General features: G+C 60.1%; 23 protein-coding genes and 2 tRNA genes. 20 read left to right on the top strand and 5 right to left on the bottom strand.

Going from position 1 to position 25,911, the window contains the following annotated elements:
* Window positions 1-33 precede the first annotated feature (33 nt).
* From dapB to BLS60_RS06870, 5 genes are all read left to right on the top strand, one after another.
* The gene (dapB, locus tag BLS60_RS06890; protein WP_092366213.1) at window positions 34-834 is read left to right on the top strand and encodes a 4-hydroxy-tetrahydrodipicolinate reductase; all 801 of its coding nucleotides are present in this window, start codon (window positions 34-36) and stop codon (window positions 832-834) included.
* Between the two features lie 324 nt (window positions 835-1,158).
* On the top strand, window positions 1,159-2,295 hold the full coding sequence (gene carA / locus BLS60_RS06885; RefSeq protein ID WP_092366210.1) for a glutamine-hydrolyzing carbamoyl-phosphate synthase small subunit: 1,137 nt from the start codon (window positions 1,159-1,161) through the stop codon (window positions 2,293-2,295).
* Window positions 2,296-2,468: 173 nt separating this feature from the next.
* Window positions 2,469-5,690: a carbamoyl-phosphate synthase large subunit gene (carB, locus tag BLS60_RS06880; protein WP_092366207.1), complete on the top strand. Its 3,222-nt coding sequence runs from the start codon at window positions 2,469-2,471 to the stop codon at window positions 5,688-5,690.
* Window positions 5,687-6,163 carry a transcription elongation factor GreA gene (greA, locus tag BLS60_RS06875; protein WP_070882067.1) on the top strand — a complete coding sequence of 159 codons (477 nt, stop codon included), beginning with the start codon at window positions 5,687-5,689 and terminating at the stop codon, window positions 6,161-6,163. Before carB ends, greA begins: the two co-directional genes overlap by 4 nt.
* A gap of 19 nt (window positions 6,164-6,182) precedes the next feature.
* Complete coding sequence (locus BLS60_RS06870) at window positions 6,183-6,596, top strand: DUF4149 domain-containing protein (RefSeq protein ID WP_092366204.1); 414 nt, start codon at window positions 6,183-6,185, stop codon at window positions 6,594-6,596.
* A 9-nt stretch (window positions 6,597-6,605) separates the two neighbouring features.
* Here BLS60_RS06870 and yhbY read toward each other — a convergent pair whose 3' ends face one another.
* Window positions 6,606-6,917 carry a ribosome assembly RNA-binding protein YhbY gene (gene yhbY, locus BLS60_RS06865; RefSeq protein WP_070882069.1) on the bottom strand — a complete coding sequence of 104 codons (312 nt, stop codon included), beginning with the start codon at window positions 6,915-6,917 and terminating at the stop codon, window positions 6,606-6,608.
* A 98-nt stretch (window positions 6,918-7,015) separates the two neighbouring features.
* Between yhbY and rlmE the strand changes: the two genes are divergently transcribed.
* From rlmE to pnp, 15 genes are all read left to right on the top strand, one after another.
* The gene (gene rlmE / locus BLS60_RS06860; RefSeq protein WP_070882070.1) at window positions 7,016-7,648 is read left to right on the top strand and encodes a 23S rRNA (uridine(2552)-2'-O)-methyltransferase RlmE; all 633 of its coding nucleotides are present in this window, start codon (window positions 7,016-7,018) and stop codon (window positions 7,646-7,648) included.
* Between the two features lie 179 nt (window positions 7,649-7,827).
* Window positions 7,828-9,753 (top strand): ATP-dependent zinc metalloprotease FtsH, encoded by a 1,926-nt coding sequence (gene ftsH / locus BLS60_RS06855; RefSeq protein ID WP_476704150.1) that lies wholly within the window; start codon window positions 7,828-7,830, stop codon window positions 9,751-9,753.
* 8 nt (window positions 9,754-9,761) lie between these two features.
* The gene (folP, locus tag BLS60_RS06850; RefSeq protein WP_092366201.1) at window positions 9,762-10,613 is read left to right on the top strand and encodes a dihydropteroate synthase; all 852 of its coding nucleotides are present in this window, start codon (window positions 9,762-9,764) and stop codon (window positions 10,611-10,613) included.
* A gap of 18 nt (window positions 10,614-10,631) precedes the next feature.
* The gene (gene glmM / locus BLS60_RS06845) at window positions 10,632-11,969 is read left to right on the top strand and encodes a phosphoglucosamine mutase (protein ID WP_070882073.1); all 1,338 of its coding nucleotides are present in this window, start codon (window positions 10,632-10,634) and stop codon (window positions 11,967-11,969) included.
* Between the two features lie 65 nt (window positions 11,970-12,034).
* Window positions 12,035-12,790 carry a triose-phosphate isomerase gene (tpiA, locus tag BLS60_RS06840; RefSeq protein ID WP_092366198.1) on the top strand — a complete coding sequence of 252 codons (756 nt, stop codon included), beginning with the start codon at window positions 12,035-12,037 and terminating at the stop codon, window positions 12,788-12,790.
* Between the two features lie 4 nt (window positions 12,791-12,794).
* Window positions 12,795-13,181, top strand: coding sequence for a preprotein translocase subunit SecG (gene secG, locus BLS60_RS06835; RefSeq protein ID WP_092366195.1), 387 nt, complete (start codon window positions 12,795-12,797; stop codon window positions 13,179-13,181).
* A 10-nt stretch (window positions 13,182-13,191) separates the two neighbouring features.
* A tRNA-Leu gene (locus BLS60_RS06830) sits at window positions 13,192-13,277 on the top strand.
* A gap of 98 nt (window positions 13,278-13,375) precedes the next feature.
* A tRNA-Met gene (locus tag BLS60_RS06825) sits at window positions 13,376-13,452 on the top strand.
* Window positions 13,453-13,578: 126 nt separating this feature from the next.
* Window positions 13,579-14,037, top strand: coding sequence for a ribosome maturation factor RimP (gene rimP / locus BLS60_RS06820; RefSeq protein WP_070882326.1), 459 nt, complete (start codon window positions 13,579-13,581; stop codon window positions 14,035-14,037).
* 66 nt (window positions 14,038-14,103) lie between these two features.
* A complete protein-coding gene (nusA, locus tag BLS60_RS06815; RefSeq protein ID WP_070882076.1) occupies window positions 14,104-15,585 on the top strand; it encodes a transcription termination factor NusA in 1,482 nt (493 codons plus the stop codon).
* A 26-nt stretch (window positions 15,586-15,611) separates the two neighbouring features.
* Window positions 15,612-18,098, top strand: coding sequence for a translation initiation factor IF-2 (infB, locus tag BLS60_RS06810; RefSeq protein WP_092366192.1), 2,487 nt, complete (start codon window positions 15,612-15,614; stop codon window positions 18,096-18,098).
* 108 nt (window positions 18,099-18,206) lie between these two features.
* The gene (gene rbfA, locus BLS60_RS06805) at window positions 18,207-18,632 is read left to right on the top strand and encodes a 30S ribosome-binding factor RbfA (RefSeq protein ID WP_092366189.1); all 426 of its coding nucleotides are present in this window, start codon (window positions 18,207-18,209) and stop codon (window positions 18,630-18,632) included.
* Between the two features lie 4 nt (window positions 18,633-18,636).
* Window positions 18,637-19,554 carry a tRNA pseudouridine(55) synthase TruB gene (gene truB, locus BLS60_RS06800; protein WP_092366186.1) on the top strand — a complete coding sequence of 306 codons (918 nt, stop codon included), beginning with the start codon at window positions 18,637-18,639 and terminating at the stop codon, window positions 19,552-19,554.
* A 140-nt stretch (window positions 19,555-19,694) separates the two neighbouring features.
* Window positions 19,695-19,964, top strand: coding sequence for a 30S ribosomal protein S15 (rpsO, locus tag BLS60_RS06795; protein ID WP_070882080.1), 270 nt, complete (start codon window positions 19,695-19,697; stop codon window positions 19,962-19,964).
* Window positions 19,965-20,151: 187 nt separating this feature from the next.
* A complete protein-coding gene (gene pnp / locus BLS60_RS06790; protein WP_070882081.1) occupies window positions 20,152-22,257 on the top strand; it encodes a polyribonucleotide nucleotidyltransferase in 2,106 nt (701 codons plus the stop codon).
* A gap of 188 nt (window positions 22,258-22,445) precedes the next feature.
* Here the strand turns inward: pnp and BLS60_RS06785 are convergent, their stop codons facing one another.
* The 4 genes from BLS60_RS06785 to BLS60_RS06770 all read right to left on the bottom strand — a co-directional run bounded on the left by BLS60_RS06785 (window position 22,446) and on the right by BLS60_RS06770 (window position 25,814).
* Window positions 22,446-22,979, bottom strand: coding sequence for a BON domain-containing protein (locus BLS60_RS06785; protein ID WP_092366183.1), 534 nt, complete (start codon window positions 22,977-22,979; stop codon window positions 22,446-22,448).
* The gene (locus BLS60_RS06780) at window positions 22,976-23,569 is read right to left on the bottom strand and encodes a phosphoheptose isomerase (RefSeq protein ID WP_042554905.1); all 594 of its coding nucleotides are present in this window, start codon (window positions 23,567-23,569) and stop codon (window positions 22,976-22,978) included. Before BLS60_RS06780 ends, BLS60_RS06785 begins: the two co-directional genes overlap by 4 nt.
* Before the next feature lie 104 nt (window positions 23,570-23,673).
* Window positions 23,674-24,039 (bottom strand): YraN family protein, encoded by a 366-nt coding sequence (locus tag BLS60_RS06775; protein ID WP_092366179.1) that lies wholly within the window; start codon window positions 24,037-24,039, stop codon window positions 23,674-23,676.
* The gene (locus BLS60_RS06770; RefSeq protein ID WP_092366176.1) at window positions 24,036-25,814 is read right to left on the bottom strand and encodes a penicillin-binding protein activator; all 1,779 of its coding nucleotides are present in this window, start codon (window positions 25,812-25,814) and stop codon (window positions 24,036-24,038) included. The genes BLS60_RS06775 and BLS60_RS06770 overlap by 4 nt, the downstream gene beginning before the upstream one ends.
* Window positions 25,815-25,911 lie beyond the last annotated feature (97 nt).

Here is a 25,911-nt window from a genome sequence, read left to right as displayed (position 1 = left end):
CCGCCCGCCGTTTGCACTTTTGGAGTTAGGCATATGCGTATTGCAGTCACAGGCGCCGCCGGGCGCATGGGCAAGAATCTGATCGAAGCGGTGCACCAGGCCGACGGTCTTACCCTCGGCGCTGCGGTGGCGCGCCCGGAGAGTACTTTGCTCGGTGCCGATGCCGGTGAGCTGGCGGGTGTCGGCAAGCTGGGCGTGGCGCTTTCCGGCAATCTGGAGGGCGTGCTCGATCAGTTCGATGTGTTGATCGACTTCACCCATCCCTCGGTAACGTTGAAGAATCTGCAAATCTGCCGCCGCGCCGGCAAGGCGATGGTGATCGGCACTACCGGTTTCAGTGCTGCCGAGAAGCAGCTGCTGAGCGAAGCGGGTGAAGATATATCCATCGTCTTCGCTGCCAACTTCAGTGTTGGTGTCAATCTTTGCCTGAAGCTGCTCGACACCGCGGCTCGGGTGCTGGGTGACGACGTGGACATCGAAGTCCTCGAGGCCCATCACCGCCACAAGGTCGATGCGCCTTCGGGTACTGCGCTGCGCATGGGTGAGGTGGTCGCCAATGCGCTAGGGCGTGATCTCGACAAGGTCGCGGTCTACGGCCGCGAAGGCCAGACGGGCGCCCGTGCGCGCGAAACCATTGGCTTCGCCACGGTGCGTGCCGGTGATGTGGTAGGCGATCACACCGTGCTGTTCGCCGCCGATGGTGAGCGCGTGGAAATCACCCACAAGGCCTCCAGTCGCATGACTTTCGCCAAGGGCGCCGTGCGCGCCGCCTCCTGGCTGAGCGGCCGCTCTGCCGGTCTGTACGACATGCAGGATGTACTCAGTCTGAAGTGAGCAGGATGCGGATGGCGGCTGCATGCGCCATCCGTTTTCCTTTGCACGAGCATTCCGCCTTTTGTCGGTGAAAAGGCTCTATTTCGCCGTATTGGCGGCATGGCTTCGAGGCTCGTTTCGAGGTGCACGAAATGTCGTACAGCGAATTTAAGGTTTTTGCCCGCACATAACTTTCGAAAAAATGTACTTTCCTGTAAGCTTCTCTCTTTAGTGTGTCCACTAAAAGTTGCGCAGAATGAATCAATTAAAAAAGCGGGATGACCTTCACACGTCATCCCGCTTTTTTACAATCTGCGTTTGCTCCACGATCTACGGGAGGTCTTCTTGAGTAAGCCAGCCATACTCGCCCTTGCTGACGGCAGCATTTTTCGCGGCGAGGCCATCGGGGCCGATGGCCAGACTATCGGGGAAGTGGTGTTCAACACCGCCATGACCGGCTATCAGGAAATCCTCACCGATCCTTCCTATGCCCAACAGATCGTCACCCTGACCTATCCACACATCGGCAATACCGGCACCACGCCGGAAGACGCCGAGTCCAATCGCGTCTGGGCCGCCGGCCTGATCATTCGTGACCTGCCGCTGACCGCCAGCAACTGGCGTAACAAGCAGTCCTTGCAGGATTACCTCAAGGAAAATGGCACCGTCGCCATCGCCGGTATCGACACTCGCCGCCTGACCCGCATCCTGCGCGAGAAAGGTTCGCAGAACGGCTGCATTCTGGTCGGCGCAGACGCCACCGAAGAAAAAGCCCTCGAACTGGCGCGCGGCTTCCCGGGCCTGAAAGGCATGGATTTGGCCAAGGAAGTCAGCTGTACCGAGCGTTACGAGTGGCGCTCCAGCGTGTGGGATCTCAAGGATGACAGCCATCCGGAAATTGCCGCGAGCGAGCTGCCCTACCATGTGGTTGCCTACGACTACGGCGTCAAGCTGAACATCCTGCGCATGCTGGTCGCACGCGGCTGCCGCATCACCGTAGTACCGGCGCAAACGCCTGCCGAGGATGTACTGGCGCTCAACCCGGATGGCGTGTTCCTGTCCAATGGTCCTGGCGACCCCGAACCGTGCGACTACGCGATCCAGGCGATCCAGGATGTGCTGGAAACCGACACGCCGGTCTTCGGCATCTGCCTCGGTCACCAGCTGCTGGCCCTGGCGTCCGGTGCCAAGACCGTGAAGATGGGCACCGGCCACCACGGCGCCAACCACCCGGTGCAGGACCTCGACACCGGTGTGGTGATGATCACCAGCCAGAACCATGGTTTTGCCGTGGACGAGAGCAGCCTGCCGAGCAACCTGCGCGCGATCCACAAATCGCTGTTCGACGGCACCCTGCAGGGCATCGAGCGTACCGACAAGGACGCCTTCAGCTTCCAGGGTCACCCCGAAGCCAGCCCGGGCCCGAACGATGTCGCTCCGCTGTTCGACCGTTTCATCGACGCCATGGCCAAACGCAAATAGACCATTTGGCTGGAAAGGGTAGCGGGCGCTGTCTGGGCAGGGCGCTCGGCACGCAACGACGAGACAGTACATGTCAGTACGGCGAGGAAGCGAGTACCGCGCAACGCAGCCCAGAGAGCGCGCAGTAGCTTTCAAGATGACTCGCCGACTGACCTAAGGATTCGAGAGATAACATGCCAAAACGTACAGACATCAAAAGTATCCTGATCCTCGGCGCCGGCCCAATCGTCATCGGCCAGGCGTGCGAGTTCGATTATTCCGGCGCCCAGGCCTGCAAGGCCCTGCGCGAGGAAGGTTTCCGCGTCATTCTGGTGAACTCCAACCCGGCCACCATCATGACCGACCCGTCGATGGCCGACGCCACCTACATCGAGCCGATCAAGTGGGCCACCGTGGCCAAGATCATCGAGAAGGAGCGTCCGGACGCGCTGCTGCCGACCATGGGTGGCCAGACCGCACTGAACTGTGCCCTGGACCTCGAGCGTCATGGCGTGCTGGAGAAATTCGGCGTCGAGATGATCGGCGCCAATGCCGACACCATTGATAAAGCCGAAGACCGTTCGCGCTTCGACAAGGCGATGAAGGACATCGGCCTGGCCTGCCCGGTTTCGGGCATCGCCCACAGCATGGAAGAAGCGTACGGCGTGCTCGACAAGGTCGGCTTCCCATGCATCATCCGTCCGTCCTTCACCATGGGCGGTACCGGCGGCGGTATCGCCTACAACCGTGAAGAGTTCGAAGAAATCTGTGCCCGTGGCCTGGACCTGTCGCCGACCAACGAGCTGCTGATCGACGAATCGCTGATCGGTTGGAAGGAATACGAGATGGAGGTGGTCCGCGACAAGAAGGACAACTGCATCATCGTCTGCGCCATCGAGAACTTCGACCCGATGGGCGTGCACACCGGTGACTCGATCACCGTCGCACCGGCCCAGACCCTCACCGACAAGGAATACCAGATACTGCGTAACGCCTCGCTGGCGGTGCTGCGCGAGATTGGCGTGGAAACCGGTGGCTCCAACGTGCAGTTCGGCATCTGCCCGAACACCGGTCGCATGGTGGTCATCGAGATGAACCCCCGCGTATCGCGTTCGTCTGCACTGGCTTCCAAGGCCACCGGCTTCCCGATCGCCAAAATCGCCGCCAAGCTGGCTGTCGGCTACACCCTCGACGAGCTGAGCAACGACATCACCGGCGGTCGCACCCCGGCGTCGTTCGAGCCAGCCATCGACTATGTCGTCACCAAAATCCCGCGTTTCGCCTTCGAGAAGTTTCCCAAGGCCGACGCCCGCCTGACTACCCAGATGAAGTCCGTCGGTGAGGTCATGGCGATCGGGCGTACCTTCCAGGAGTCCCTGCAGAAAGCGTTGCGTGGCCTGGAAGTTGGTGTATCTGGTTTCGATCCGAAGCTCGATCCGGCTGATCCGGAAGCTGAAAGCACCCTCAAGCGCGAACTGATCGTGCCGGGCGCTGACCGTATCTGGTACGTGGGCGACGCCTTCCGCGCCGGCAAGACGGTCGAAGAAGTGTTCGAGCTGACGCGCATCGACGAGTGGTTCCTGGTGCAGATCGAAGATCTGATCAAGGACGAGCAGCGCATCAAGACCCTGGGCCTGTCCAGCATCGACCGCGACCTGATGTTCAGCCTCAAGCGCAAGGGCTTCTCCGATGCCCGCCTGGCCGAATTGCTTGGTGTGACCGAGAAGAATCTGCGCAGCCACCGTCACAAGCTCAAGGTGCTGCCGGTCTACAAGCGCGTGGATACCTGCGCCGCCGAGTTCGCGACCGACACCGCCTACATGTACTCGACCTACGAGGAAGAGTGCGAGGCCAATCCGAGCAGCCGCGACAAGATCATGATCCTCGGTGGCGGCCCGAACCGCATCGGCCAGGGTATCGAGTTCGATTACTGCTGCGTACACGCGGCGCTGGCCATGCGTGAAGACGGTTACGAGACCATCATGGTCAACTGCAATCCGGAAACCGTCTCCACCGACTATGACACCTCCGATCGCCTGTATTTCGAGCCGGTGACCCTGGAAGACGTGCTGGAAATCGTCCGCGTCGAGGAGCCTAAAGGCGTGATCGTCCAGTACGGCGGCCAGACACCGCTGAAACTGTGTCGTGCTCTGGAAGAAGCCGGTGTGCCGATCATCGGCACCAGCCCGGATGCTATCGACCGTGCCGAAGACCGTGAGCGTTTCCAGCAGATGGTGCAGCGCCTCGGCCTGCGTCAGCCTGCCAATGCCACTGCGCGCAGCGAAGAAGAAGCGCTGACGCTGTCCAAGAACATCGGTTATCCGATGGTCGTGCGCCCGTCCTATGTGCTGGGCGGCCGGGCGATGGAAATCGTCTACCAGGAAGAAGAACTCAAGCGTTACATGCGCGAAGCGGTGAAGGTCTCCAACGACAGCCCGGTGCTGCTCGATCGTTTCCTCAACTGCGCCATCGAAGTCGATATCGACGCGGTCAGCGACGGCGAGACCGTGGTGATCGGCGCGATCATGCAGCACATCGAACAGGCTGGCGTGCACTCCGGTGACTCCGCTTGCTCGCTGCCGCCGTATTCGCTGCCGGCGCACATCCAAGACGAGATCCGCGACCAGGTCAAGAAAATGGCCCTGGAGCTGAACGTGATCGGCCTGATGAACGTGCAGATGGCCGTGCAGGGTGAAGACATCTATGTGATCGAAGTGAACCCGCGTGCCTCGCGTACCGTGCCGTTCGTGTCGAAGTGCATCGGCGAGTCGCTGGCCAAGGTCGCGGCTCGTGTAATGGCCGGCAAGACCCTGGCCGAAGTAGGCTTCACCCAGGAAATCATCCCGCCGTTCTTCAGCGTCAAGGAAGCGGTGTTCCCGTTCAACAAGTTCCCAGGCGTGGACCCGATCCTCGGCCCTGAAATGAAGTCCACCGGTGAAGTGATGGGCGTGGGCGATACCTTCGGTGAAGCGTTCGCCAAGGCGCAGTTGGGTGCCAGCGAGATTCTGCCGAACTCAGGTTGCGCGTTCATCAGCGTGCGTGACGACGACAAGCCGCTGGCCGAGCAGGTCGCTCGCGATCTGATCAGTCTGGGCTTCGAAGTCGTGGCCACCTCTGGCACCGCCAAGGTGATCGAGGCCGCTGGCTTGCCGGTGCGTCGCGTGAACAAGGTCACCGAGGGCCGTCCGCATGTGGTCGACATGATCAAGAATGACGAAGTCACCCTGATCATCAACACCACCGAAGGCCGTCAGTCCATCGCTGACTCCTACTCCATTCGTCGAAACGCTCTGCAGCACAAGATCTACTGCACCACCACCATCGCGGCGGGGCAGGCGATCTGCGAGGCGCTCAAGTTCGGTCCCGAGAAGACCGTACGCCGTCTGCAGGATCTGCACGCAGGAATCAAGGCATGATCAAGTACCCCATGACCGTCGAGGGCGCTCGCGCCCTTGAAGAGGAGCTGGCCCACCTGACCAAGGTGGTACGGCCAAAACTCAGCCAGGATATCGGCACCGCGCGCGAGCTCGGTGACCTGAAGGAAAACGCCGAATACCATGCCGCTCGCGAGCAGCAAGGTATGGTTGAGGCGCGTGTGCGAGATATCGAAGGTCGTCTGCAGAATGCCGTGGTGATCGATGTCACCACCATTGCGCATACCGGCAAGGTGATCTTCGGCACCACGGTGGAAATCGCCAACGTCGAGACCGACGAAAGCGTGTCCTATCGGATCGTTGGTGAAGACGAAGCCGATATCAAACAGGGCAAGATTTCCGTCGGTTCGCCCATCGCCCGTGCCCTGATCGGCAAGGAAGAAGGCGACGTGGTCGCGGTGAATACGCCAAGCGGTCTGATCGAGTACGAGATTGTTGAAGTACGCCACATCTGACCAAGCAGCTCAGCGCAGCATGGCTGCAGGTTTCTGGATGCTGCTGCAAACCCTCTGGGTGGGCGGCATCTGGATTCTGCACTTCATGGTATTGCCGGGGCTGCAAAGTGTCGGGCTGGCGTCGCTACTAATCGAGGAAATCGCCGGCGTGCTGATGCCGCTGATGGTGGTGATTACCCTGGTTTGCGCGCTGATTCAGGCGGGTTTGCTGGCCAGCTTGCGTGGCCTGTCGACTCTCTGGGGTGAGCGCTGTGGGCAATTGCTGCTGACAGTGCTGGTGATCGCCCTGACCCTGCTGGCATCGCTGGCGTTGTGGCCCGATGCGCTACGCTGGCAGCTGTTCAGTTACCTGCTGCTGGCGTTTTTCGGCCTGCTGCTGGTGCTGCAGCCAGCGCCTCGCAAGCATTCGCCAGCCGACCCTGAAGTCGGCTGACCTGAGGGCTCAGCCCTGATGGCGGCTGATGTTCGACAGGTTGCGATTGGCCTTGGGATTCTTGCGGTACAGCAAGGCCATTTTACCGATCACCTGTGCCAGCTCGGCCTTGCCGGCTTTGCACAGCTCATCGATCACCGCCAGGCGGCTTTCACGCTCGGTGATGCGCAACTGAACCTTGATCAGTTCATGATCATTCAGGGCGCGTTCCAGCTCCGCCAGTACGCCTTCGGTAACACCGTTATCGGCAACGATCAATACCGGTTTCAGGTGGTGGCCGATAGATTTGAACTGTTTCTTCTGCTCTTGAGTGAGCGGCATAATCTGAACCCTGCGTCTTAATCTGGGGAAAGCGGCCTATTTTAACCGAGCTGCTTGCAGACCGCCCAGTTATTCATTTTGTTCTTCCGAGGTGTTGTGTGGCCCGTTCCAAAACCAGCCAGCGTTGGCTGAAAGAGCATTTCGACGATCCGTACGTCAAAATGGCGCAAAGGGACGGTTACCGTTCACGTGCCAGTTACAAGCTGCTTGAGGTCCAGGAGAAGGATCGCATCCTGCGGCCGGGCATGACCGTGGTCGACCTCGGCGCCGCGCCAGGTGGCTGGTCGCAGGTCACTAGTCGGGTCATTGGTGACAAGGGCCGGCTGATCGCCTCGGACATCCTCGAGATGGACAGTATTCCGGACGTCACCTTCATTCAGGGCGATTTCACTGACGACGAAGTGTTTGCACGCATCCTTGATGCGATCGGCGATCACCCGGTAGACCTTGTGATTTCCGATATGGCCCCCAATATGAGTGGAGTCAGGGAGTCGGATCAGCCGCGCGCGATGTACCTGTGCGAGCTGGCGCTGGATCTGGCGACCCGGGTTTTGCGCCCGGGCGGCGATTACCTGATCAAGATTTTTCAGGGTGAAGGCTTCGACGAGTACCACAAGCAGGTTCGCGGTCTGTTCGAAAAGGTACAGATGCGCAAGCCGCTGTCGTCACGCGGTCGCTCTCGCGAGCAGTACATGCTGGCGCGGGGCTTCAAAGGCCCGCGCGAAGAGTAAAACCAAAGGTCTGGTTGTCAGTCCAAGTCGATACGCGCATCTTTAATGGGCAAATGCCTCATAAAGGGTTACAGACGGTGTCAGCCACGAGCGGGCGTTTGTAGTAAGTTAGATCGGTACATAACTGGTCGTCATGCGAAGCACGCTTCGGCAAGAGGCCTGCTTCAGAGGGTAGCTAATTGAACGACATGGCAAAGAATCTGATCCTGTGGCTGATCATCGCCGCCGTCTTGGTGACGGTGATGAACAATTTCTCCAGCCCGAGCGAGACCAACAAGCTCAATTACTCGGAGTTCATCCAGCAGGTTCAGGATGGCGGGGTCAAGCGCGTAACTGTCGATGGCTACATCATCAGCGGTATGCGTTCCGACGGCTCGTCGTTCGAAACCGTGCGCCCGGCGATTCAGGATAATGGCCTGATCAAGGACCTGATGGACAACAACGTCGAGATCGTTGGCAAGCAGCCTGAGCAGCAGAGCATCTGGACTCAGCTGCTGGTCGCCAGCTTCCCGATTCTGGTGATCATCGCCGTGTTCATGTTCTTCATGCGCCAGATGCAGGGCGGTGCGGGCGGCAAGGGCGGGCCGATGAGCTTCGGCAAAAGCAAGGCACGCCTGCTTTCCGAAGATCAGGTCAAGACCACCTTCGCTGACGTCGCCGGTTGCGACGAGGCCAAGGAAGAAGTTAGTGAGCTGGTTGAATTCCTGCGTGACCCCGGCAAGTTCCAGCGCCTTGGCGGCCGTATTCCTCGCGGCGTGTTGATGGTTGGCTCGCCGGGTACCGGTAAGACGTTGCTCGCTAAAGCCGTTGCCGGTGAGGCGAAAGTGCCGTTCTTCACCATTTCCGGTTCCGACTTCGTGGAAATGTTCGTCGGTGTCGGCGCGTCTCGTGTCCGTGACATGTTCGAGCAGGCCAAGAAGCACGCGCCTTGCATTATCTTCATCGACGAAATCGACGCTGTGGGTCGCCATCGTGGCGCCGGCATGGGCGGCGGTCATGACGAGCGTGAGCAGACTCTCAACCAGTTGCTGGTAGAGATGGACGGCTTTGAAATGAACGATGGCATCATCGTCATTGCTGCCACCAACCGGCCGGATGTGCTTGACCCTGCGCTGCTGCGCCCAGGCCGTTTCGACCGTCAGGTCGTAGTCGGGCTGCCGGACATTCGCGGCCGCGAGCAGATTCTCAATGTGCACATGCGCAAGGTGCCGATGGGCGAGGACGTCAAGGCTGCAGTGATCGCTCGCGGCACACCTGGCTTCTCGGGTGCTGACCTGGCCAACCTGGTCAACGAGGCCTCGCTGTTCGCCGCTCGCTCCGGCAAGCGTGTCGTCGAGATGAAAGAGTTCGAGCTGGCCAAAGACAAGATCATGATGGGCGCCGAGCGCAAGAGTATGGTCATGTCGGACAAGGAAAAGCTCAATACGGCCTTCCACGAGGCGGGCCACGCTATCGTTGGGCGTCTGGTGCCTGAGCATGACCCGGTCTACAAGGTCTCGATCATTCCTCGCGGCCGTGCCCTGGGTGTGACCATGTTCCTGCCCGAAGAAGATCGCTACAGCCTGTCCAAGCGTGCACTGATCAGCCAGATCTGCTCGCTGTACGGCGGCCGTATTGCCGAAGAAATGACGCTGGGCTTCGACGGCGTTACTACTGGCGCCTCCAATGACATCATGCGCGCCAGCCAGATCGCCCGAAATATGGTCACCAAGTGGGGCCTCTCCGAGAAGCTTGGCCCGCTGCTTTATGCCGAAGATGAAGACGGTGGTTTCCTTGGTCGTGGCGGCGGTGGCAGTAGCTCCAGCGTATCGGGCGAAACTGCCAAAATGATCGATTTGGAAGTGCGCAGCATCATCGATCATTGCTATGACACGGCCAAGCGCCTGCTCGAGGAGAACCGCGACAAGCTCGATGCCATGGCTGAAGCGCTGATGAAGTACGAAACCATCGACGCCGAGCAGATCGACGACATCATGAGCGGTCGCGCACCGCGTGAGCCGCGTGACTGGACCGGTGGCGGCAACGACGCAGGTACGCCTGCAGCCAAGCCCGATGAAGCGGACCGTCCCGAGAAACCTATCGGCGGGCCTGCTGCCGAGTTGTAAGGTCACCCATGTCGCTTGCGATATCCCGGAACCGGCTGCCCTGTGGCAGCCGGTTTCTTGATTTAACCCGTCCTCAGGTGATGGGTATCCTGAACGTCACGCCTGACTCCTTTTCCGATGGTGGCCGCTTCGCGATGCGCGACGCAGCGCTGCGTCATGCCGAAAGCATGGTGCTGGCGGGGGCTACCCTCATTGACGTTGGTGGTGAATCCACGCGCCCAGGTGCTCAGGTTGTCTCGGTTGCAGAGGAGCTCGCCCGTGTGGCGCCGGTGGTCGAAGCCATCGCTGCCGAGCTGGATGTGATCGTATCCGTCGATACGTCGACGCCCGAGGTGATCACTGAGTCCGCCAAGCTAGGTGCCGGATTGATCAATGACGTGCGTTCGCTGCAGCGCGACGGAGCGCTGCAGGCAGCTGCCGCCACAGGGCTGCCGGTGTGTTTGATGCACATGCGCGGCGAGCCCACGACCATGCAGCAAAACCCTCAGTACGATGATGTGCTGGGCGCCGTAGCAGACTTCCTGCGTGAGCGTCTGGCGATCTGTGAGGCGGCAGGTATATCAGCGGAGCGTATCGTGCTTGATCCGGGTTTTGGCTTTGCGAAAACGCTGGAGCACAACCTCAGTTTGTTCCGGCGTATGCCTGCGCTGCAGGTTTTTGGTCTGCCGCTACTGGTCGGTGTTTCGCGCAAGAGTATGATTGGCGCTGTTTTGGGTCGCGAGGTCGACGGGCGTCTGTATGGCAGCCTGGCGCTGGCGGCGCTGGCTGTTGCCAAGGGCGCAAGCATTCTGCGCGTTCACGATGTGGCGGAAACCGTCGACGTGGTACGCATGGTCGCCGCAGTTGAAGCGGCGCAGTAAATAAAAGGGAGTTGTCGTTTGAGCCGCAAGTATTTTGGTACCGACGGGATTCGTGGTCGCGTCGGTCATTACCCCATTACCCCCGATTTCATGCTCAAGCTCGGTTGGGCTGCAGGCATGGCATTTCGTAAGCAGGGCAAGTGTCGGATCCTGATCGGCAAGGACACGCGCATCTCGGGCTACATGTTCGAGTCGGCTCTGGAGGCGGGGCTGTCTGCCGCAGGTGCGGATGTCATGCTGCTGGGGCCGATGCCGACGCCGGCCATCGCCTACCTGACGCGTACCTTCCATGCCGAAGCTGGCATCGTCATCAGCGCATCGCACAATCCGCACCATGACAACGGCATCAAGTTCTTCTCCGGGCAGGGCACCAAGCTGCCCGACGAGGTCGAGCTTATGATCGAAGAGCTGCTCGACGCGCCAATGACCGTGGTCGAGTCCGAGCAGCTCGGCAAGGTCTCGCGGATCAATGATGCGGCGGGTCGCTACATCGAATTCTGCAAGAGCAGCGTGCCGACCAGTACCGATTTCGCTGGCCTCAAAATCGTCCTCGATTGCGCCCATGGCGCGGCCTACAAAGTCGCTCCCGCGGTGTTTCAGGAGCTGGGCGCTGACGTATCGGTGCTCTCTGCGCAGCCCAATGGGCTGAACATCAATGCCGATTGCGGCTCGACCCATATCGAAAACCTGCAGGCTGAGGTGGTGGCACGTCAGGCTGATCTCGGCATTGCCTTCGATGGTGATGCGGATCGCGTGCTGATGGTCGATCACACGGGAGCTGCGGTAGACGGCGATGAGCTGCTGTTCATCATCGCCCGCGATCTTCAGGCACGCGGCAAGCTGCAGGGTGGCGTGGTCGGTACGCTGATGAGCAACCTGGGTCTCGAACTCGCCCTCGGCGAACTGCAGATTCCTTTCGTGCGCGCCAATGTCGGCGATCGCTATGTGATTGCCGAACTGTTGGAGCGTGGCTGGCAGTTGGGTGGTGAGAACTCGGGTCACCTGGTGTGCTTCCAGCACGTCACCACGGGTGATGCGATCGTTGCGGCGCTGCAAGTGCTGCTCGCCATCCGTCGCCGCGGGCAAAGCCTTGCCGAGGCGCGCCAGGGCTTGCGCAAATGTCCGCAGGTGCTGGTCAACGTACGTTTCGGCGGCGGCGTTGACCCGCTCAAGCACCCGGATGTGCAAGCCGCCAGCGATAGCGTAACCGAGCGTATGGCCGGGCGTGGCCGGGTATTGTTGCGCAAGTCCGGTACCGAGCCGCTGGTTCGCGTGATGGTCGAAGGTGAAGACGAAACCCAGGTGCGAGCCTATGCCGATGAATTGGCTGAGGTTGTCACTCGAGTCTGTGTTTGATTCGGCTTGCCAGTCCCCAAGCGGTTGGGTAACATCTGCGCCCTCTTTGACCAACGAGGTAAAGCATGCGCCGCCCAATGGTTGCTGGTAACTGGAAAATGCACGGTACCCGCGCCAGTGTCGCAGAGCTGATCGGTGGTCTGAATCAGCAGGCATTGCCTGTTGATATCGATATTGCTGTGTTCCCTGTCAGTGTTCATCTCGGTCAGGTTGTCGAGGGGCTGAGTGGTACTGTTGTGTCGATTGGCGCACAGGACTGTGCAGTTGAAACGGGGCAGGGGGCCTTGACCGGCGAAGTGTCGAGCGAGCAATTGCTTGATGTTGGTTGTAAGCTGGTGTTGATCGGTCATTCCGAGCGTCGCCTGATTTTGGGTGATAGCGAAGAGCAGATCGTGCGCAAGTTCGCTGCGGCTCAGGTCGCCGGATTGGTGCCGGTGCTGTGTGTGGGGGAAACCCTTGAGCAACGTGAAGCGGGTGAGACGCTTGCGGTTGTTGAGCGTCAGCTTGACAGCGTGATCGATGCGCTTGGTGTTGCGGTGCTTTCGAGTGCTGTGGTTGCTTACGAGCCGGTTTGGGCCATTGGTACTGGGCTCACCGCGTCGCCTGAGCAGGCGCAGGACGTGCATGCGGCTATTCGTGCGCGGATCGCTGGAAAGGATGCAGATGTTGCGGGTGCTTTGAGAATTCTTTATGGCGGCAGCGTCAAGGCCGCCAATGCAGCCGATCTATTCGGCATGCCTGATATCGATGGGGGGCTTGTGGGTGGAGCCTCTCTGAATGCGGATGAGTTCGGTGCGATCTGTCGCGCTGCAGGAAACTAAGAATATGCTGGAAACAGTCGTTGTGGTTCTTCATCTGCTGGGCGCGATCGGTGTGGTTGTGCTGGTTTTGCTGCAGCAGGGTAAGGGTGCCGATGCAGGTGCTTCGTTTGGTGCTGGTGCTTCGAATACCGTGTTTGGTAGTCAAGGAAGTACTACCTTTCTGAGCCGAGTTACTGCTATACTTGCCGCCGCTTTTTTCATTACCAGCTTGGGTTTAGCGTTCTTTGCTAATCAAAAAGCTGATATGCTTGGCCGGGCTGGTTTGCCGGATCCGGCAGTGTTGGAAGTGCCGCAGGACAGCAAATCTGCAGCGGAAGATGTACCGGTGCTTGAGTCTGAGGCACCAACTTCGGGCGAGCAAGATGTACCTCAATCGCCTGAGGCGCAGTAAGCGTTAATTTGCCGAGGTGGTGGAATTGGTAGACACGCTACCTTGAGGTGGTAGTGGCCATAGGCTGTAGGGGTTCGAGTCCCCTTCTCGGTACCAATTGAACAGCAAAGCCCGCAGCATGCGGGCTTTGCTGTTTCTGGGAGGCAGGTTGACCTGCTGGGCGTTTGAGTCATATAATCCGCTCCCAGTTTTGAAGCGGGGTGGAGCAGTCCGGTAGCTCGTCGGGCTCATAACCCGAAGGTCGTTGGTTCAAATCCAGCCCCCGCAACCAGCAGTAGCGGAGCCCCTTTCAAGGGGCTTTTTGCTAGCTGGAGGATAGATTTACCGTCTCTAGGACGGTCTTATGGATGGGCGTTTCGCCCATTTTTTATTTGCAAAGCATGCGCGAGGGGTTCAGGTGTCGAGCAAGCTAGAACAGTTGCAGGCCTTGGTGGCCCCGGTAGTCGAGGCGCTTGGCTACGAGTGCTGGGGTATTGAGTTCCTGTCTCAGGGGCGGCATTCGCTGCTACGTATCTATATCGATCATGCCGATGGCGTTCTCATCGAAGATTGCGAGAAAGTCAGCCGGCAGATAAGTGGCGTTCTCGATGTTGAGGATCCGATTGCGGCGGAGTACACCCTTGAGGTGTCATCGCCGGGCATGGATCGGCCACTGTTCACGTTGGCGCAGTTCGCCAGTCACGCCGGTGAGCAGGTAAAAATCAAGTTGCGCTCGCCGTTTGAAGGGCGCCGTAACTTTCAGGGTCTGCTCCGCGGTGTGGAGGAGGAGGACGTGGTGGTGCAGGTGGATGACCACGAGTTCCTTTTGCCGATCGATCTGATCGACAAGGCCAACATTATCCCCCGGTTTGATTGAGACCCGGATCCTGCAGGATTCGCGGAATGCGTGGATCCCAATGGATTGTGAAAGGCGAGGCGTACGATGAGCAAAGAAGTACTGCTGGTTGTTGAGTCGGTATCCAATGAAAAGGGCGTACCGGCCGCTGTGATTTTCGAGGCGCTTGAGTTGGCTTTGGCCACAGCGACCAAGAAACGTTTTGAAGACGAAGTCGAGCTGCGCGTGGCGATCAATCGCCAAAGCGGCAGCTACGAAACGTTCCGTTGCTGGACGGTGGTCGAGGAAGAAGACTTCGACGATCCGGCGCATCAGGTGACCACCGACATGCCGCGTGCTGTCGAAGCAAGCGCCAAGGTCGGTGACGTTCTCGAAGAAAAGATCGACTCCATCGAGTTCGGCCGCATCGCTGCGCAGACCGCTAAGCAGGTCATCGTGCAGAAAGTGCGTGAGGCCGAGCGTGCTCAGGTCGTGGAAGCCTATCGCGAGCGCCTTGGCGAGATCATCGCCGGCACCGTGAAAAAGGTTACCCGTGACAACGTCATCGTCGATCTGGGTGCCAATGCTGAAGCATTGCTGGCTCGCGAAGACATCATCCCGCGTGAAACTTTCCGAGTGGGTGTGCGCTTGCGTGCGCTGCTCAAGGAAATCCGCACCGAGAACCGCGGCCCTCAGCTGATCCTGTCGCGTACTGCGCCGGAAATGCTGATCGAGTTGTTCCGCATCGAAGTGCCGGAAATCGCCGAAGGCCTCATCGAGGTCAAGGCCGCTTCTCGTGATCCGGGCTCGCGAGCCAAGATCGCGGTCCGTTCCAAGGACAAGCGTATCGACCCGCAAGGTGCCTGTATCGGCATGCGCGGTTCGCGCGTGCAGGCGGTTTCCGGCGAGTTGGTCGGTGAGCGCGTGGATATTGTGCTGTGGGACGACAACCCGGCGCAGTTTGTCATCAACGCCATGTCGCCGGCTGAAGTCGCGGCGATCATTGTTGATGAAGACGCACATGCCATGGATATCGCCGTTGGCGAGGACAACCTGGCGCAAGCGATTGGCCGTGGTGGTCAAAACGTTCGCCTGGCCAGTCAATTGACTGGTTGGACGCTGAACGTGATGACCGAAGCGGACATTCAGGCCAAGCAGCAGGCAGAGACTGGTGACATTCTGCAGGGCTTCATCGACGAGCTGGAAGTCGACGAAGAACTGGCGCAGGTGCTGGTCGAAGAAGGCTTCACTAGCCTGGAAGAAATCGCTTACGTGCCGATGGAAGAGATGCTCAGCATCGACGGTTTCGATGAAGAAATCGTCAACGAACTGCGCTCCCGCGCAAAAGATCGTTTGCTGACCAAAGCCATCGCCACAGAAGAAAAACTGGCAGACGCCCAGCCAGCCGAAGACCTCCTCGAACTCGAGGGTATGGACAAAGGCCTGGCGCAGGAACTGGCAGTGCGCGGTGTGGTTACCCGCGAAGACCTGGCCGAGCAGTCTATTGACGACCTGCTCGACATCGACGGCATCGACGAAGAGCGTGCCGGCAAGCTGATCATGGCCGCCCGAGCCCACTGGTTCGAGTAAGTTTTACGGCCTGAGGAGAGAAGTGCATGACGCAAGTCACGGTGAAAGAACTGGCCCAAGTGGTCGACACACCGGTAGAGCGCCTGCTGCAGCAGATGCGAGAGGCGGGTTTGCCGCACAGCAGTGCCGAGCAAGTTGTCACCGATAACGAGAAGCAGGCCCTGCTTGCTCATCTGAAGAGCAGCCACGGCGAGAAGAAAGCCGACGCGCCGCGCAAGATTACCTTGCAGCGCAAGACCACCAGCACCCTGCGGGTCGCTGGTAGCAAGACCATCAGCGTTGAAGTGCGCAAGAAGAAGACATTTGTCGAGCGCAGCAACGAAGAGATCGAAGCCGAGAAGCAGCGTGGACTCGAAGAGCAGCGCGCCGCTGCCGAAGCTGCTCGTCTGAAGGCTGAAGAAGAAGCCAAGCGCAAGGCCGACGATGAGGCCAAGCGTCAGGCTGCCTCGCCTAATGCCGAGCGTGCGCCTGTTGTTGACGCGCCAGTGCCTGCTGCTGCGCCTGTCGTAGCGCCCGCTGCCGATGAGCGCAAGAAGGACGAGCCGCGCCGGCCGGACAAGGCCCGTAACGACGACGCTGATCGCCGTGGTGATCGCAAGACCACCCAGCATCGCCCGACCGTTAAGGAAAAAGCACCTGCTCCGCGCGTCGCGCCACGTACTACCGACGAAGAGAGCGATAGCTTCCGTCGTGGTGGCCGTGGCAAGGGCAAGCTGAAGAAGCGCAATGCTCACGGTTTCCAGAGCCCGACCGGCCCTATCGTGCGTGAAGTGAAGATCGGCGAGACGATCACTGTTGGCGATCTCGCTCAGCAGATGTCGGTCAAAGCTGCTGAAATCATCAAGTTCATGTTCAAGCTGGGCACGCCGGCCACTATCAACCAGGTTCTGGATCAGGAAACTGCTCAACTGGTTGCCGAAGAGCTGGGCCACAAAGTGACCCTGGTCAGTGATACGGCGTTGGAAGATTCCCTAGCCGAATCCCTGAAGTTCGAAGGTGAAACGTTCTCTCGTGCGCCGGTTGTAACGGTCATGGGCCACGTTGACCACGGCAAGACCTCGCTGCTCGACTATATCCGTCGTGCCAAGGTGGCCTCTGGTGAAGCGGGTGGTATCACCCAGCACATCGGTGCCTACCACGTGGAAACCGAGCGCGGCATGGTGACCTTCCTCGACACCCCCGGCCACGCTGCGTTTACCGCTATGCGTGCCCGTGGTGCCAAGGCTACCGACATCGTGATTCTGGTGGTTGCGGCGGACGACGGCGTGATGCCGCAGACCATCGAAGCTGTCCAGCACGCTGTTGCTGCTGGCGTGCCGCTGGTCGTTGCGGTGAACAAGATCGACAAGCCGGGCGCTGATCTCGATCGCATCCGTAGCGAATTGTCGGTACACGGCGTGACGTCGGAAGAGTGGGGCGGTGACACGCCGTTCGTACCTGTCTCGGCCAAGGTCGGTACCGGTGTAGACGAGCTGCTCGAAGCCGTTCTGCTGCAGGCCGAAGTCCTGGAACTCAAGGCAACCCCGTCGGCCCCAGGCCGTGGTGTGGTGGTCGAGTCCCGTCTGGACAAGGGCCGTGGTCCGGTTGCTACTGTGCTGGTTCAGGACGGTACGCTGCGTCAGGGCGACATGGTACTGGTTGGCTCGAACTATGGCCGCATCCGCGCCATGCTCGACGAGAATGGCAAGCCAATCAAGGAAGCTGGCCCAGCAATTCCGGTCGAGATACTTGGTCTCGACGGCACGCCTGAAGCCGGTGATGACATGACCGTCGTCGCTGACGAGAAGAAGGCGCGTGAAGTCGCCTTGTTCCGCCAGGGCAAGTTCCGCGAAGTGAAGCTGGCACGTGCTCACGCAGGCAAGCTGGAAAACATCTTCGAGAACATGGGCCAGGAAGAGAAGAAGACGCTCAACATCGTCCTCAAATCCGACGTCCGTGGTTCGCTGGAAGCGCTGCAAGGTTCGCTCAGCAGCTTGGGTAACGATGAAGTGCAAGTGCGCGTCGTCGGTGGCGGTGTCGGTGGTATCACCGAGTCCGACGCCAACCTGGCACTGGCCTCCAATGCCGTACTGTTCGGTTTCAACGTGCGTGCCGATGCGGGCGCCCGGAAGATCGTCGAGCAGGAAGGCCTGGACATGCGTTACTACAACGTCATTTACGACATCATCGAGGACGTCAAGAAGGCGCTCACCGGTATGCTCGGCAGTGATGTGCGTGAGAACATTCTCGGCATCGCCGAAGTGCGTGACGTGTTCCGTTCGCCGAAGTTCGGTGCGGTCGCCGGTTGTATGGTGGTGGAAGGTACGGTGTTCCGTAACCGTCCGATCCGTGTACTGCGCGACGACGTGGTGATCTTCGAGGGCGAGCTGGAATCCCTGCGTCGCTTCAAGGACGATATGGCTGAAGTGCGTAACGGCATGGAGTGCGGTATCGCGGTGAAGAGCTACAACGACGTCAAGGTCGGCGACAAGATCGAAGTGTTCGAGAAAGTCCAGGTGGCTCGCAGCCTGTAATCGCGAGTCGCAACACGCAACGCCCGGCCCCGCATTCGCGCGGCCGGGCGTTTGCCGCTTTTGAGTCCGATGCTTTTGCAGGCATCGAGGCGAGTGGAAGGTAGCAAGATGGCAAAAGACTATAGCCGTGCCCAGCGCATCGGCGACCAGATTCAACGCGAGTTGGCGCAGCTGATTCGTACCGAAGTCAAAGACCCGCGGTTGGGTGGCCTGGTGACTGTGACAGCGGTCGATGTCAGCCGCGACGCCAGCCATGCCAAGGTGTTCGTCACCATCATGGGTGCCGAGCCGGAAGAGGGCGTCGATCCCATCGTGCAGAGCCTCAGGGTGCTCAACGATGCCAGTGGCTTTTTGCGCATGCAGCTGGGCAAGGCCATGAAGCTGCGTAGCGTGCCGAATCTGCGCTTTCACTATGATGAGAGTGTAATTCGTGGTGCTCAGCTGTCGGCGCTCATTGAGCGTGCGGTCACCGAGGACAGCAAGCACGGCGACACCGATACCGATACCGATACCGATACCGAAGCCAAGGAGTAAGCACGTGGCTCAGGTAAAGCGTATTCGTCGCAAGGTCGACGGCATCATTCTTCTCGACAAGCCGAAGGGCTTCAGCTCCAACGCGGCGCTGCAGAAGGTGCGCTGGCTGCTCAATGCCGAGAAGGCCGGGCATACCGGTAGCCTCGACCCGTTGGCGACTGGTGTACTGCCGTTGTGCTTCGGCGAGGCGACCAAGTTCTCCCAGTACCTGCTCGATGCTGACAAGGGCTACGAGACGGTCATGCAGCTGGGTGTCACCACCACCACGGCCGATGCCGAGGGTGAGGTGCTCGAGCGCCGTGACGTCAATGTTGCGGCTAGCGATATCGAGGCGCTGTTACCGCGTTTTCGTGGTGACATCAGCCAGATCCCTCCGATGTATTCGGCGCTCAAGCGCGACGGTCAGCCGTTGTACAAGCTGGCCCGGGCAGGAGAAGTAGTGGAGCGCGAGGCGCGTTCTGTTACTATTGCGCGCCTGGAGTTGCTCGACTGCGCCGCCGACAAGGCGAGCCTGGCAGTCGACTGCAGCAAAGGGACTTACATCCGGACGCTGGTCGAGGACATCGGTCAGTTGCTGGGGTGTGGTGCCCACGTCGCTGAACTGCGTCGGGTCAAGGCCGGTCCATTCGGTCTGATTCAGACCGTCAGTCTCGAAGAGCTCGAACGTGTGCATGCCGAAGGTGGCAACGAAGCGGTTGATCGCTTCCTGCAGCCGGTGGACAGCGGCCTCGAACATTGGCCGCTGCTGAGTTTCTCGGAACACAGCTCGTTCTATTGGCTGCAGGGGCAGCCCGTCCGCGCGTCGGATGCGCCGAAGTTCGGCATGGTGCGGGTACAAGATAACAACGGTCGCTTCATCGGCATCGGTGAAGTGAGCGAGGACGGGCGCATTGCGCCGCGTCGTCTGATTCGGTCTGCGTGACCGTGGCGAGCCGCTCCGGCGGCTCGTATCGAGGGTGGCTGTCAATAGGCACGGTCATTCCTCCTCTTAAAACACGGGAAGCAATTCCCGGCCTATTGAGATCGTCGTTCGCGCCGGTCTCCAGATGAGAGGATGCCCACATGGCACTCAGCGTTGAAGAAAAAGCTCAGATCGTTAACGACTACAAGCAAGCCGAAGGCGATACCGGTAGCCCGGAAGTTCAGGTTGCTCTGCTGTCCGCTAACATCAACAAGCTGCAAGGCCACTTCAAGGCCAACGGCAAAGACCACCACTCGCGTCGTGGTCTGATCCGTATGGTTAACCAGCGTCGTAAGCTGCTGGACTACCTGAAGGGTAAAGATGCAAGCCGTTACAGCGCCCTGATCGGTCGCCTGGGTCTGCGTCGCTAAGCAATGCTTATGCGCCGTTGACCGCAAAAGCTGGAAGTGGGCTCGCCTCGCTTCCAGCTTTTGCGTTTATGCTTCACTGGATTTAAGGCTTTACCCGTTGGACAGGTTCGGGCCGATTCCCGAAGCGGCTGCCCACCAATTCGCAAGAAACCGTTTCCCCAAAGGCAACAGAGAGAAGGAAAACACCGTGAACCCGGTAATCAAGAAATTTCAGTTCGGTCAGTCGACCGTCACCCTCGAGACTGGCCGTATCGCCCGTCAAGCCTCCGGCGCAGTGCTGGTCACCGTTGACGACGACGTCGCCGTACTGGTCGCCGTAACCGGCGCCAAAACTGCCGACCCAAGCAAGGGCTTTTTCCCGCTGTCGGTGCACTACCAGGAAAAAACCTACGCAGCCGGCAAGATTCCTGGCGGCTTCTTCAAGCGTGAAGCGCGCCCGAGCGAGAAAGAAACCCTGACCTCGCGTCTGATCGATCGCCCGATCCGTCCGCTGTTCCCGGAAGGCTTCCAGAACGAAGTGCAGGTTATCTGCACCGTGGTATCTACCAGCAAGAAGACCGATCCGGACATCGCTGCGATGATCGGTACCTCGGCTGCGCTGGCTATCTCCGGTATTCCGTTCAACGGACCGATCGGTGCCGCTCGCGTCGCCTTCCACCCGGAAACTGGCTACCTGCTGAACCCCAACTACGAGCAGCTCAAGGCTTCCAGCCTGGACATGGTCGTGGCCGGCACCAAAGACGCCGTGCTGATGGTCGAATCGGAAGCTAAAGAGCTGACCGAAGACCAGATGCTGGGCGCTGTACTGTTCGCCCATGACGAGTTCCAGGCCGTGATCCAGGCTGTGACCGAGCTGGCTGCCGAAGCCGCCAAACCGACATGGGACTGGCAGCCGAAAGCGGAAAACACTTCCCTGCTGTCGGCTATCCGTAGCGAGTTCGGCGACGCGATTTCTCAGGCCTACACCATCATCATCAAACAGGATCGCTACGCGCGTCTGGGCGAGTTGAAAGATCAGGTGGTTGCCAAGTTCTCCGGCGAAGAAGGTCAGCCTTCCGCTGGTGAAGTCAAAGAAGCCTTCGGCGAAATCGAATACCGCACCGTGCGCGAGAACATCGTCAACGGCAAGCCGCGTATCGATGGTCGTGACACCCGCACTGTGCGTGGTCTGAACATCGAAGTCGGTGTATTGGACAAGACCCACGGTTCGGCGCTGTTCACCCGTGGCGAAACCCAGGCGCTGGTCGTAGCCACCCTGGGTACCGCCCGCGACGCGCAGTTGCTGGACACCCTCGAAGGCGAGCGTAAAGACCCCTTCATGCTGCACTACAACTTCCCGCCGTACTCGGTAGGCGAATGTGGTCGCATGGGCGCTACTGGCCGTCGTGAAATCGGCCACGGCCGTCTGGCGCGTCGCTCGGTACAGGCCATGCTGCCAGCTGCCGACGTGTTCCCTTACACCATTCGTGTGGTCTCGGAAATCACCGAGTCCAACGGTTCCAGCTCCATGGCTTCCGTCTGCGGTGCTTCCCTCGCGCTGATGGATGCTGGTGTGCCGATGAAGGCGCCGGTAGCCGGTATCGCCATGGGTCTGGTCAAAGAAGGTGAGAAATTCGCTGTTCTGACCGATATCCTTGGTGACGAAGATCACCTGGGCGACATGGACTTCAAGGTTGCCGGTACCGCCAATGGCGTCACCGCACTGCAGATGGACATCAAGATCCAGGGCATCACCGAAGAGATCATGGAAATCGCGCTGGGCCAGGCCTTGGAAGCGCGCCTGAATATCCTCGGCCAGATGAACCAGGTCATTGCTCAGTCTCGTAGCGAGCTGTCGGCCAACGCGCCGACCATGATCGCCATGAAGATCGATCAGGACAAGATTCGCGATGTCATCGGTAAAGGTGGCGCCACCATCCGCGCCATCTGCGAAGAAACCAAGGCATCGATCGATATCGAAGACGACGGTTCGATCAAGATCTTCGGCGAAACCAAGGATGCTGCCGAGGCTGCGCGTCAGCGCGTGCTGGGTATCACCGCGGAAGCCGAGATCGGCAAGATCTACGTCGGCAAGGTTGAGCGCATCGTCGACTTCGGCGCATTCGTAAACATCCTGCCGGGCAAGGACGGTCTGGTGCACATCTCCATGCTTAGCGATGCGCGCGTCGAGAAAGTCACCGACATCCTGAAAGAAGGCGAGGAAGTCGAAGTGCTGGTGCTGGACGTCGACAACCGCGGCCGTATCAAACTGTCCATCAAGGACGTTGCCGCTGCCAAAGCTTCCGGTGTCTGATCCGGGCTAACGCCGCTGCAACAGAGAAGCCAGTCAGGGTAACCTGACTGGCTTTTTTATTGCCGCTTCACAAGGCGCCTGGCGCGCCTGTTAAGCGTCAAGGAATACGGTCCGACCGGACTGATCAATCAGTCAAAAAAACGCCCGTCAGGCATGCCTGGCGGGCGTTTTCGATGGGGCGGCTTCGATCAGTCGGTGTACTGGAACAACTTGATGATTTTCTGCACGCCTGAGGTGTTCTGTACGACGTTGCTCGCGGCATTGGCTTCCTGGCGGCTGACGACGCCAAGCAGATAGACGACGCCATTTTCGGTGATCACCTTGATGCGGCTGCCCGGCACGCCGCTGTCGGTGAGCATCTGGGTTTTGATCTTGGTGGTCAGCAAGGAGTCGTTGCTGCGCGCCAGCAGCGAGCTGGGCTGTTGCACCTGCAGTTCGTTGTGCACTTTGCGCACGCCCTGGACCTTGCGAGCAGCCTGTTCGGCGGTGCTCTTCAGCTCGGCGCGCGGCGTCTGGCCGGCGATCAGGATTACCCCGTTATAGCTGGTCACCACGATGTGCGAGGTCGGGCTGGCGAGATCTGCATGTGCACGGGTAATGGCGTTTTCGACGTTGGGGCCGACGAACTGGTCGTCGATCTTGTTGCCGATGCTGCGGCTGCCGCAGCCGCCGAGGATCAGGCTGAAAGCCAGTGCGGCGAAGATCAGTGGTGAACGGGTCATTCTTCACTCCCAAACAGTTGACTGTCGATAAGGTCGCACAAGCAGTGGATGGCCAGCAAATGCACTTCCTGAATACGCGCCGTGACTTTGGACGGCACACGAATTTCCACATCTTCCGGCAGCAGTAGCGACGCCATGCCGCCACCATCGCGACCGGTCAGGGCTACCACGGTCATTTCACGATCGTGGGCGGCCTGAATGGCCTGGATCACGTTGGCCGAGTTGCCGCTGGTGGAGATGGCTAACAGCACGTCGCCGGGTTGGCCCAGTGCGCGGATCTGCTTGGAGAAAATCTCGTTGTAGCTGTAATCGTTGGCGATCGAAGTGATCGTCGAGCTGTCGGTGGTCAGGGCGATCGCCGGCAGGCTGGGGCGCTCGCGCTCGAAACGGTTAAGCAGCTCCGAAGAAAAGTGCTGTGCATCGCCAGCTGAGCCGCCGTTGCCACAGGAAAGAATCTTGCCTTCGCTGAGCAGTGCCTGAACCATCACCTGGCTGGCATGTTCGATGAACGGAGGCAGCACCTCCATCGCGTGGTGCTTGGCTTCGATGCTTGCTTGGAACAGCTGGCGAATACGGGCTTGCATATCCATGTGGACGTTTTGACCTTGACTGTAACGGTACGCGGTGCCGGATTGGGCATTACGCTAGCGTTGAAAATGGCGGTGCTTCAAGAATGCTGCAGGAAGCCGAAGCTTCAGCTATCGAAGGCGTTCCTGATCCACTCCAGTGGCGCGGGTTTGCCATGGCCTATGGCTATGACATCGAAACGACAGGGATGTTTGGCCCAGCGCTTCTCTTGCTGCAGAAATTGCTGAGCGGTGGCGATCAGCTTGTCTCGCTTGCGCCTGTCGACGCTTTCGATCGCGCCGCCCCATGCGGTGTGCTTGCGGTAGCGCACTTCGGCGAATATTACTGTATCGCCATCGAGCATGACCAGATCGAGTTCGCCGCGTTGACCGCGCCAGTTCTGGGCGATGGGCGTCAGCCCGTGAGCCTCGAGGTGCTCACGGGCGAGGGTTTCCGCTTCCCGCCCGCTGGCATGTCGCGGATCATCGCTCAAAGTGGCACGTCGGGCAGGCGCTGGACCTGACCGCCGCGGAATTCGGCCCACGGTAGTTGGCGTTCGATACGTTGCGCTGCGTTCAGGCTAAGGCTGCCGGACAGACCATCTACGCGGCTGTCGGGCAGCGCCTTGAGTTGGCCCAGGCGCGGCGCCAGGCGGAAGGCGTCGACGCCCATGGCATACAGGCGACCCAGGCTGCCGCCGGCCTGCGGCCACTGGTTATTGACCTGTTGGCGCAGCGGGTCGTTGGCATCCAGCAGCCAGGGCGTTTCGCAGAAGCGAATGCCGTCCAGGTCGCGATACTGCGCGGCGCTCATGCTGCCACTGAACAGGTGCGAGGTGGCATACACCGGCACTTCGCCGGCGTATTGATAGGCCAGGGTCGGTTTGATCTGCTGGGCCTGCTGCGGCGTGGCGGCGAGGAAGATGAAGTCCACGTCCTGGCGGCGAGTCGGTGCAGCACCGGAGCCCGAGCCGCTGCCACTGAGCTGGAACAGGTTGGCGATCTGCCGCGCCATGTCCACGGGCTGGTCGATGTGTTCGGCGCCGAGGAAGGTGCCACCAGCGGCTTGCCAGCTTTGCTGGAACGCGGCCAGAACGCGATCGCCCCAGTCACCTTTCGGCACCAGCGCCACGGCGCTGCGCTTGCCGTCAGCCCAGGCGCGGCGGGCGACTTCGCGGGCTTCGTCTTCGGCGGCCAGGCCGAATTGGAACAGCTGTTCCGGGCTTTCGGCGGCGGACTCGCTGTAGTTGAGGGCCAGTGTGGTGATAGGTAGCTGCTCGCGATTGCCTAGCTGGGTCACCAGGTTCTTCTCCAGCGGGCCTACCACCAGTTGCACGCCATCTGCCTGGGCCTGGCGATAGAAGTCATCCAGGGAGGTGAGGCGTGCGCTGTCATAGAACTGGATCTGCGGAGGTTTCTCGCCGGCTTGCTGAGCCTGGTAATGAGCGGCCAGGAAGCCGTCGCGCAAGGCCCGGGACACTGCGGCCAGTTGGCCTTCCTGAGGAAGCAGCAGGGCGATCTTTTCCAGCGGCTGGCTCGACAGCGCTTGCAGATCAGCCAGCGCCTTTGGCAGCTGCTGCGCGGCGGGGTGGTTGGGGTGCTGGGCCAGCCAGTTGTCGATGGCGTCCTGCTGTTGCTGCAGGGTGCCGACCGTCTTGGCGACCTGGGCCAGCGAAAGCCAGCCGGCAAGATCTGCATCTTCGGCACTGGGCGCCGGTTCTGCCGGTAGGTTGGAAACCAGGCTCCAGATATGGTCCTGGTTGCGCTGCGCCTCATCGCCGGTCAGCAGGGGTGCGATGAATACCCGCTCGCGGGCAGCGGCGAGGATCTGGCCGTCTTTCTCCAGGGCATTGGCGCGGACCAGCTGAGTGCGCATCTGCTGCTCGACAGGCAGTTCGCCCAAGCGTTCCAGGCTGGGGTGGGCCAGCGCGGCGAGCGCTGCTTTGGCGTCGTTGCGGGCCAGGGCCAGTTCGGCCAGCAGGGTGCTCGCATAGATTTGTTGCGCCGGCTTCAGCGTTTGCAGGTCAACCTGCTCGAGAATGCTGCTGGCCCGTGCCGCGTCGCCTTGTTTGTAGGCTTGGTCAGCGGCGGACAGGCGCAACAGCTGGGCCTCTTCGCTCTGGCTGTTGCCGGCCTGCTGGAGCATTTGCTCGAGGCTGGCTTGAGGTGTGCGTGGCAGTTCGCCGAGGTTTGAGGTGGGCGAGCTGCTGCAGGCAACGAGCAAGCCAGCTAGGCAGAGTGCAGAGAGCGGACGCAGGCAGGCGATCATGTAAGCGATTCCGGTTCTTGAGCAAATGAACGCACAAGTGTACCCAAGGCACGGCGCCTGTGCGATCTCCAAGGTGTTAAGCGGTACGCATACCGCG

The sequence above is a fragment of the Phytopseudomonas seleniipraecipitans genome, assembly GCF_900102335.1.
Taxonomy (GTDB): domain Bacteria; phylum Pseudomonadota; class Gammaproteobacteria; order Pseudomonadales; family Pseudomonadaceae; genus Aquipseudomonas; species Aquipseudomonas seleniipraecipitans.
This window is presented reverse-complemented; position numbering and strand designations above follow the sequence as displayed.

What these genes read in the sequence shown, in the direction of transcription:
- dapB (WP_092366213.1), top strand. Translation starts at nt 34, where the DNA reads ATGCGTATTGCAGTCACAGGCGCCGCCGGGCGCATGGGCAAGAATCTG.
- carB (WP_092366207.1), top strand. Translation starts at nt 2,469, where the DNA reads ATGCCAAAACGTACAGACATCAAAAGTATCCTGATCCTCGGCGCCGGC.
- greA (WP_070882067.1), top strand. Translation starts at nt 5,687, where the DNA reads ATGATCAAGTACCCCATGACCGTCGAGGGCGCTCGCGCCCTTGAAGAG.
- BLS60_RS06870 (WP_092366204.1), top strand. Translation starts at nt 6,183, where the DNA reads ATGGCTGCAGGTTTCTGGATGCTGCTGCAAACCCTCTGGGTGGGCGGC.
- yhbY (WP_070882069.1), bottom strand. Translation starts at nt 6,917, where the DNA reads ATGCCGCTCACTCAAGAGCAGAAGAAACAGTTCAAATCTATCGGCCAC.
- folP (WP_092366201.1), top strand. Translation starts at nt 9,762, where the DNA reads ATGTCGCTTGCGATATCCCGGAACCGGCTGCCCTGTGGCAGCCGGTTT.
- tpiA (WP_092366198.1), top strand. Translation starts at nt 12,035, where the DNA reads ATGCGCCGCCCAATGGTTGCTGGTAACTGGAAAATGCACGGTACCCGC.
- secG (WP_092366195.1), top strand. Translation starts at nt 12,795, where the DNA reads ATGCTGGAAACAGTCGTTGTGGTTCTTCATCTGCTGGGCGCGATCGGT.
- nusA (WP_070882076.1), top strand. Translation starts at nt 14,104, where the DNA reads ATGAGCAAAGAAGTACTGCTGGTTGTTGAGTCGGTATCCAATGAAAAG.
- infB (WP_092366192.1), top strand. Translation starts at nt 15,612, where the DNA reads ATGACGCAAGTCACGGTGAAAGAACTGGCCCAAGTGGTCGACACACCG.
- rbfA (WP_092366189.1), top strand. Translation starts at nt 18,207, where the DNA reads ATGGCAAAAGACTATAGCCGTGCCCAGCGCATCGGCGACCAGATTCAA.
- rpsO (WP_070882080.1), top strand. Translation starts at nt 19,695, where the DNA reads ATGGCACTCAGCGTTGAAGAAAAAGCTCAGATCGTTAACGACTACAAG.
- BLS60_RS06785 (WP_092366183.1), bottom strand. Translation starts at nt 22,979, where the DNA reads ATGACCCGTTCACCACTGATCTTCGCCGCACTGGCTTTCAGCCTGATC.
- BLS60_RS06780 (WP_042554905.1), bottom strand. Translation starts at nt 23,569, where the DNA reads ATGGATATGCAAGCCCGTATTCGCCAGCTGTTCCAAGCAAGCATCGAA.
- BLS60_RS06770 (WP_092366176.1), bottom strand. Translation starts at nt 25,814, where the DNA reads ATGATCGCCTGCCTGCGTCCGCTCTCTGCACTCTGCCTAGCTGGCTTG.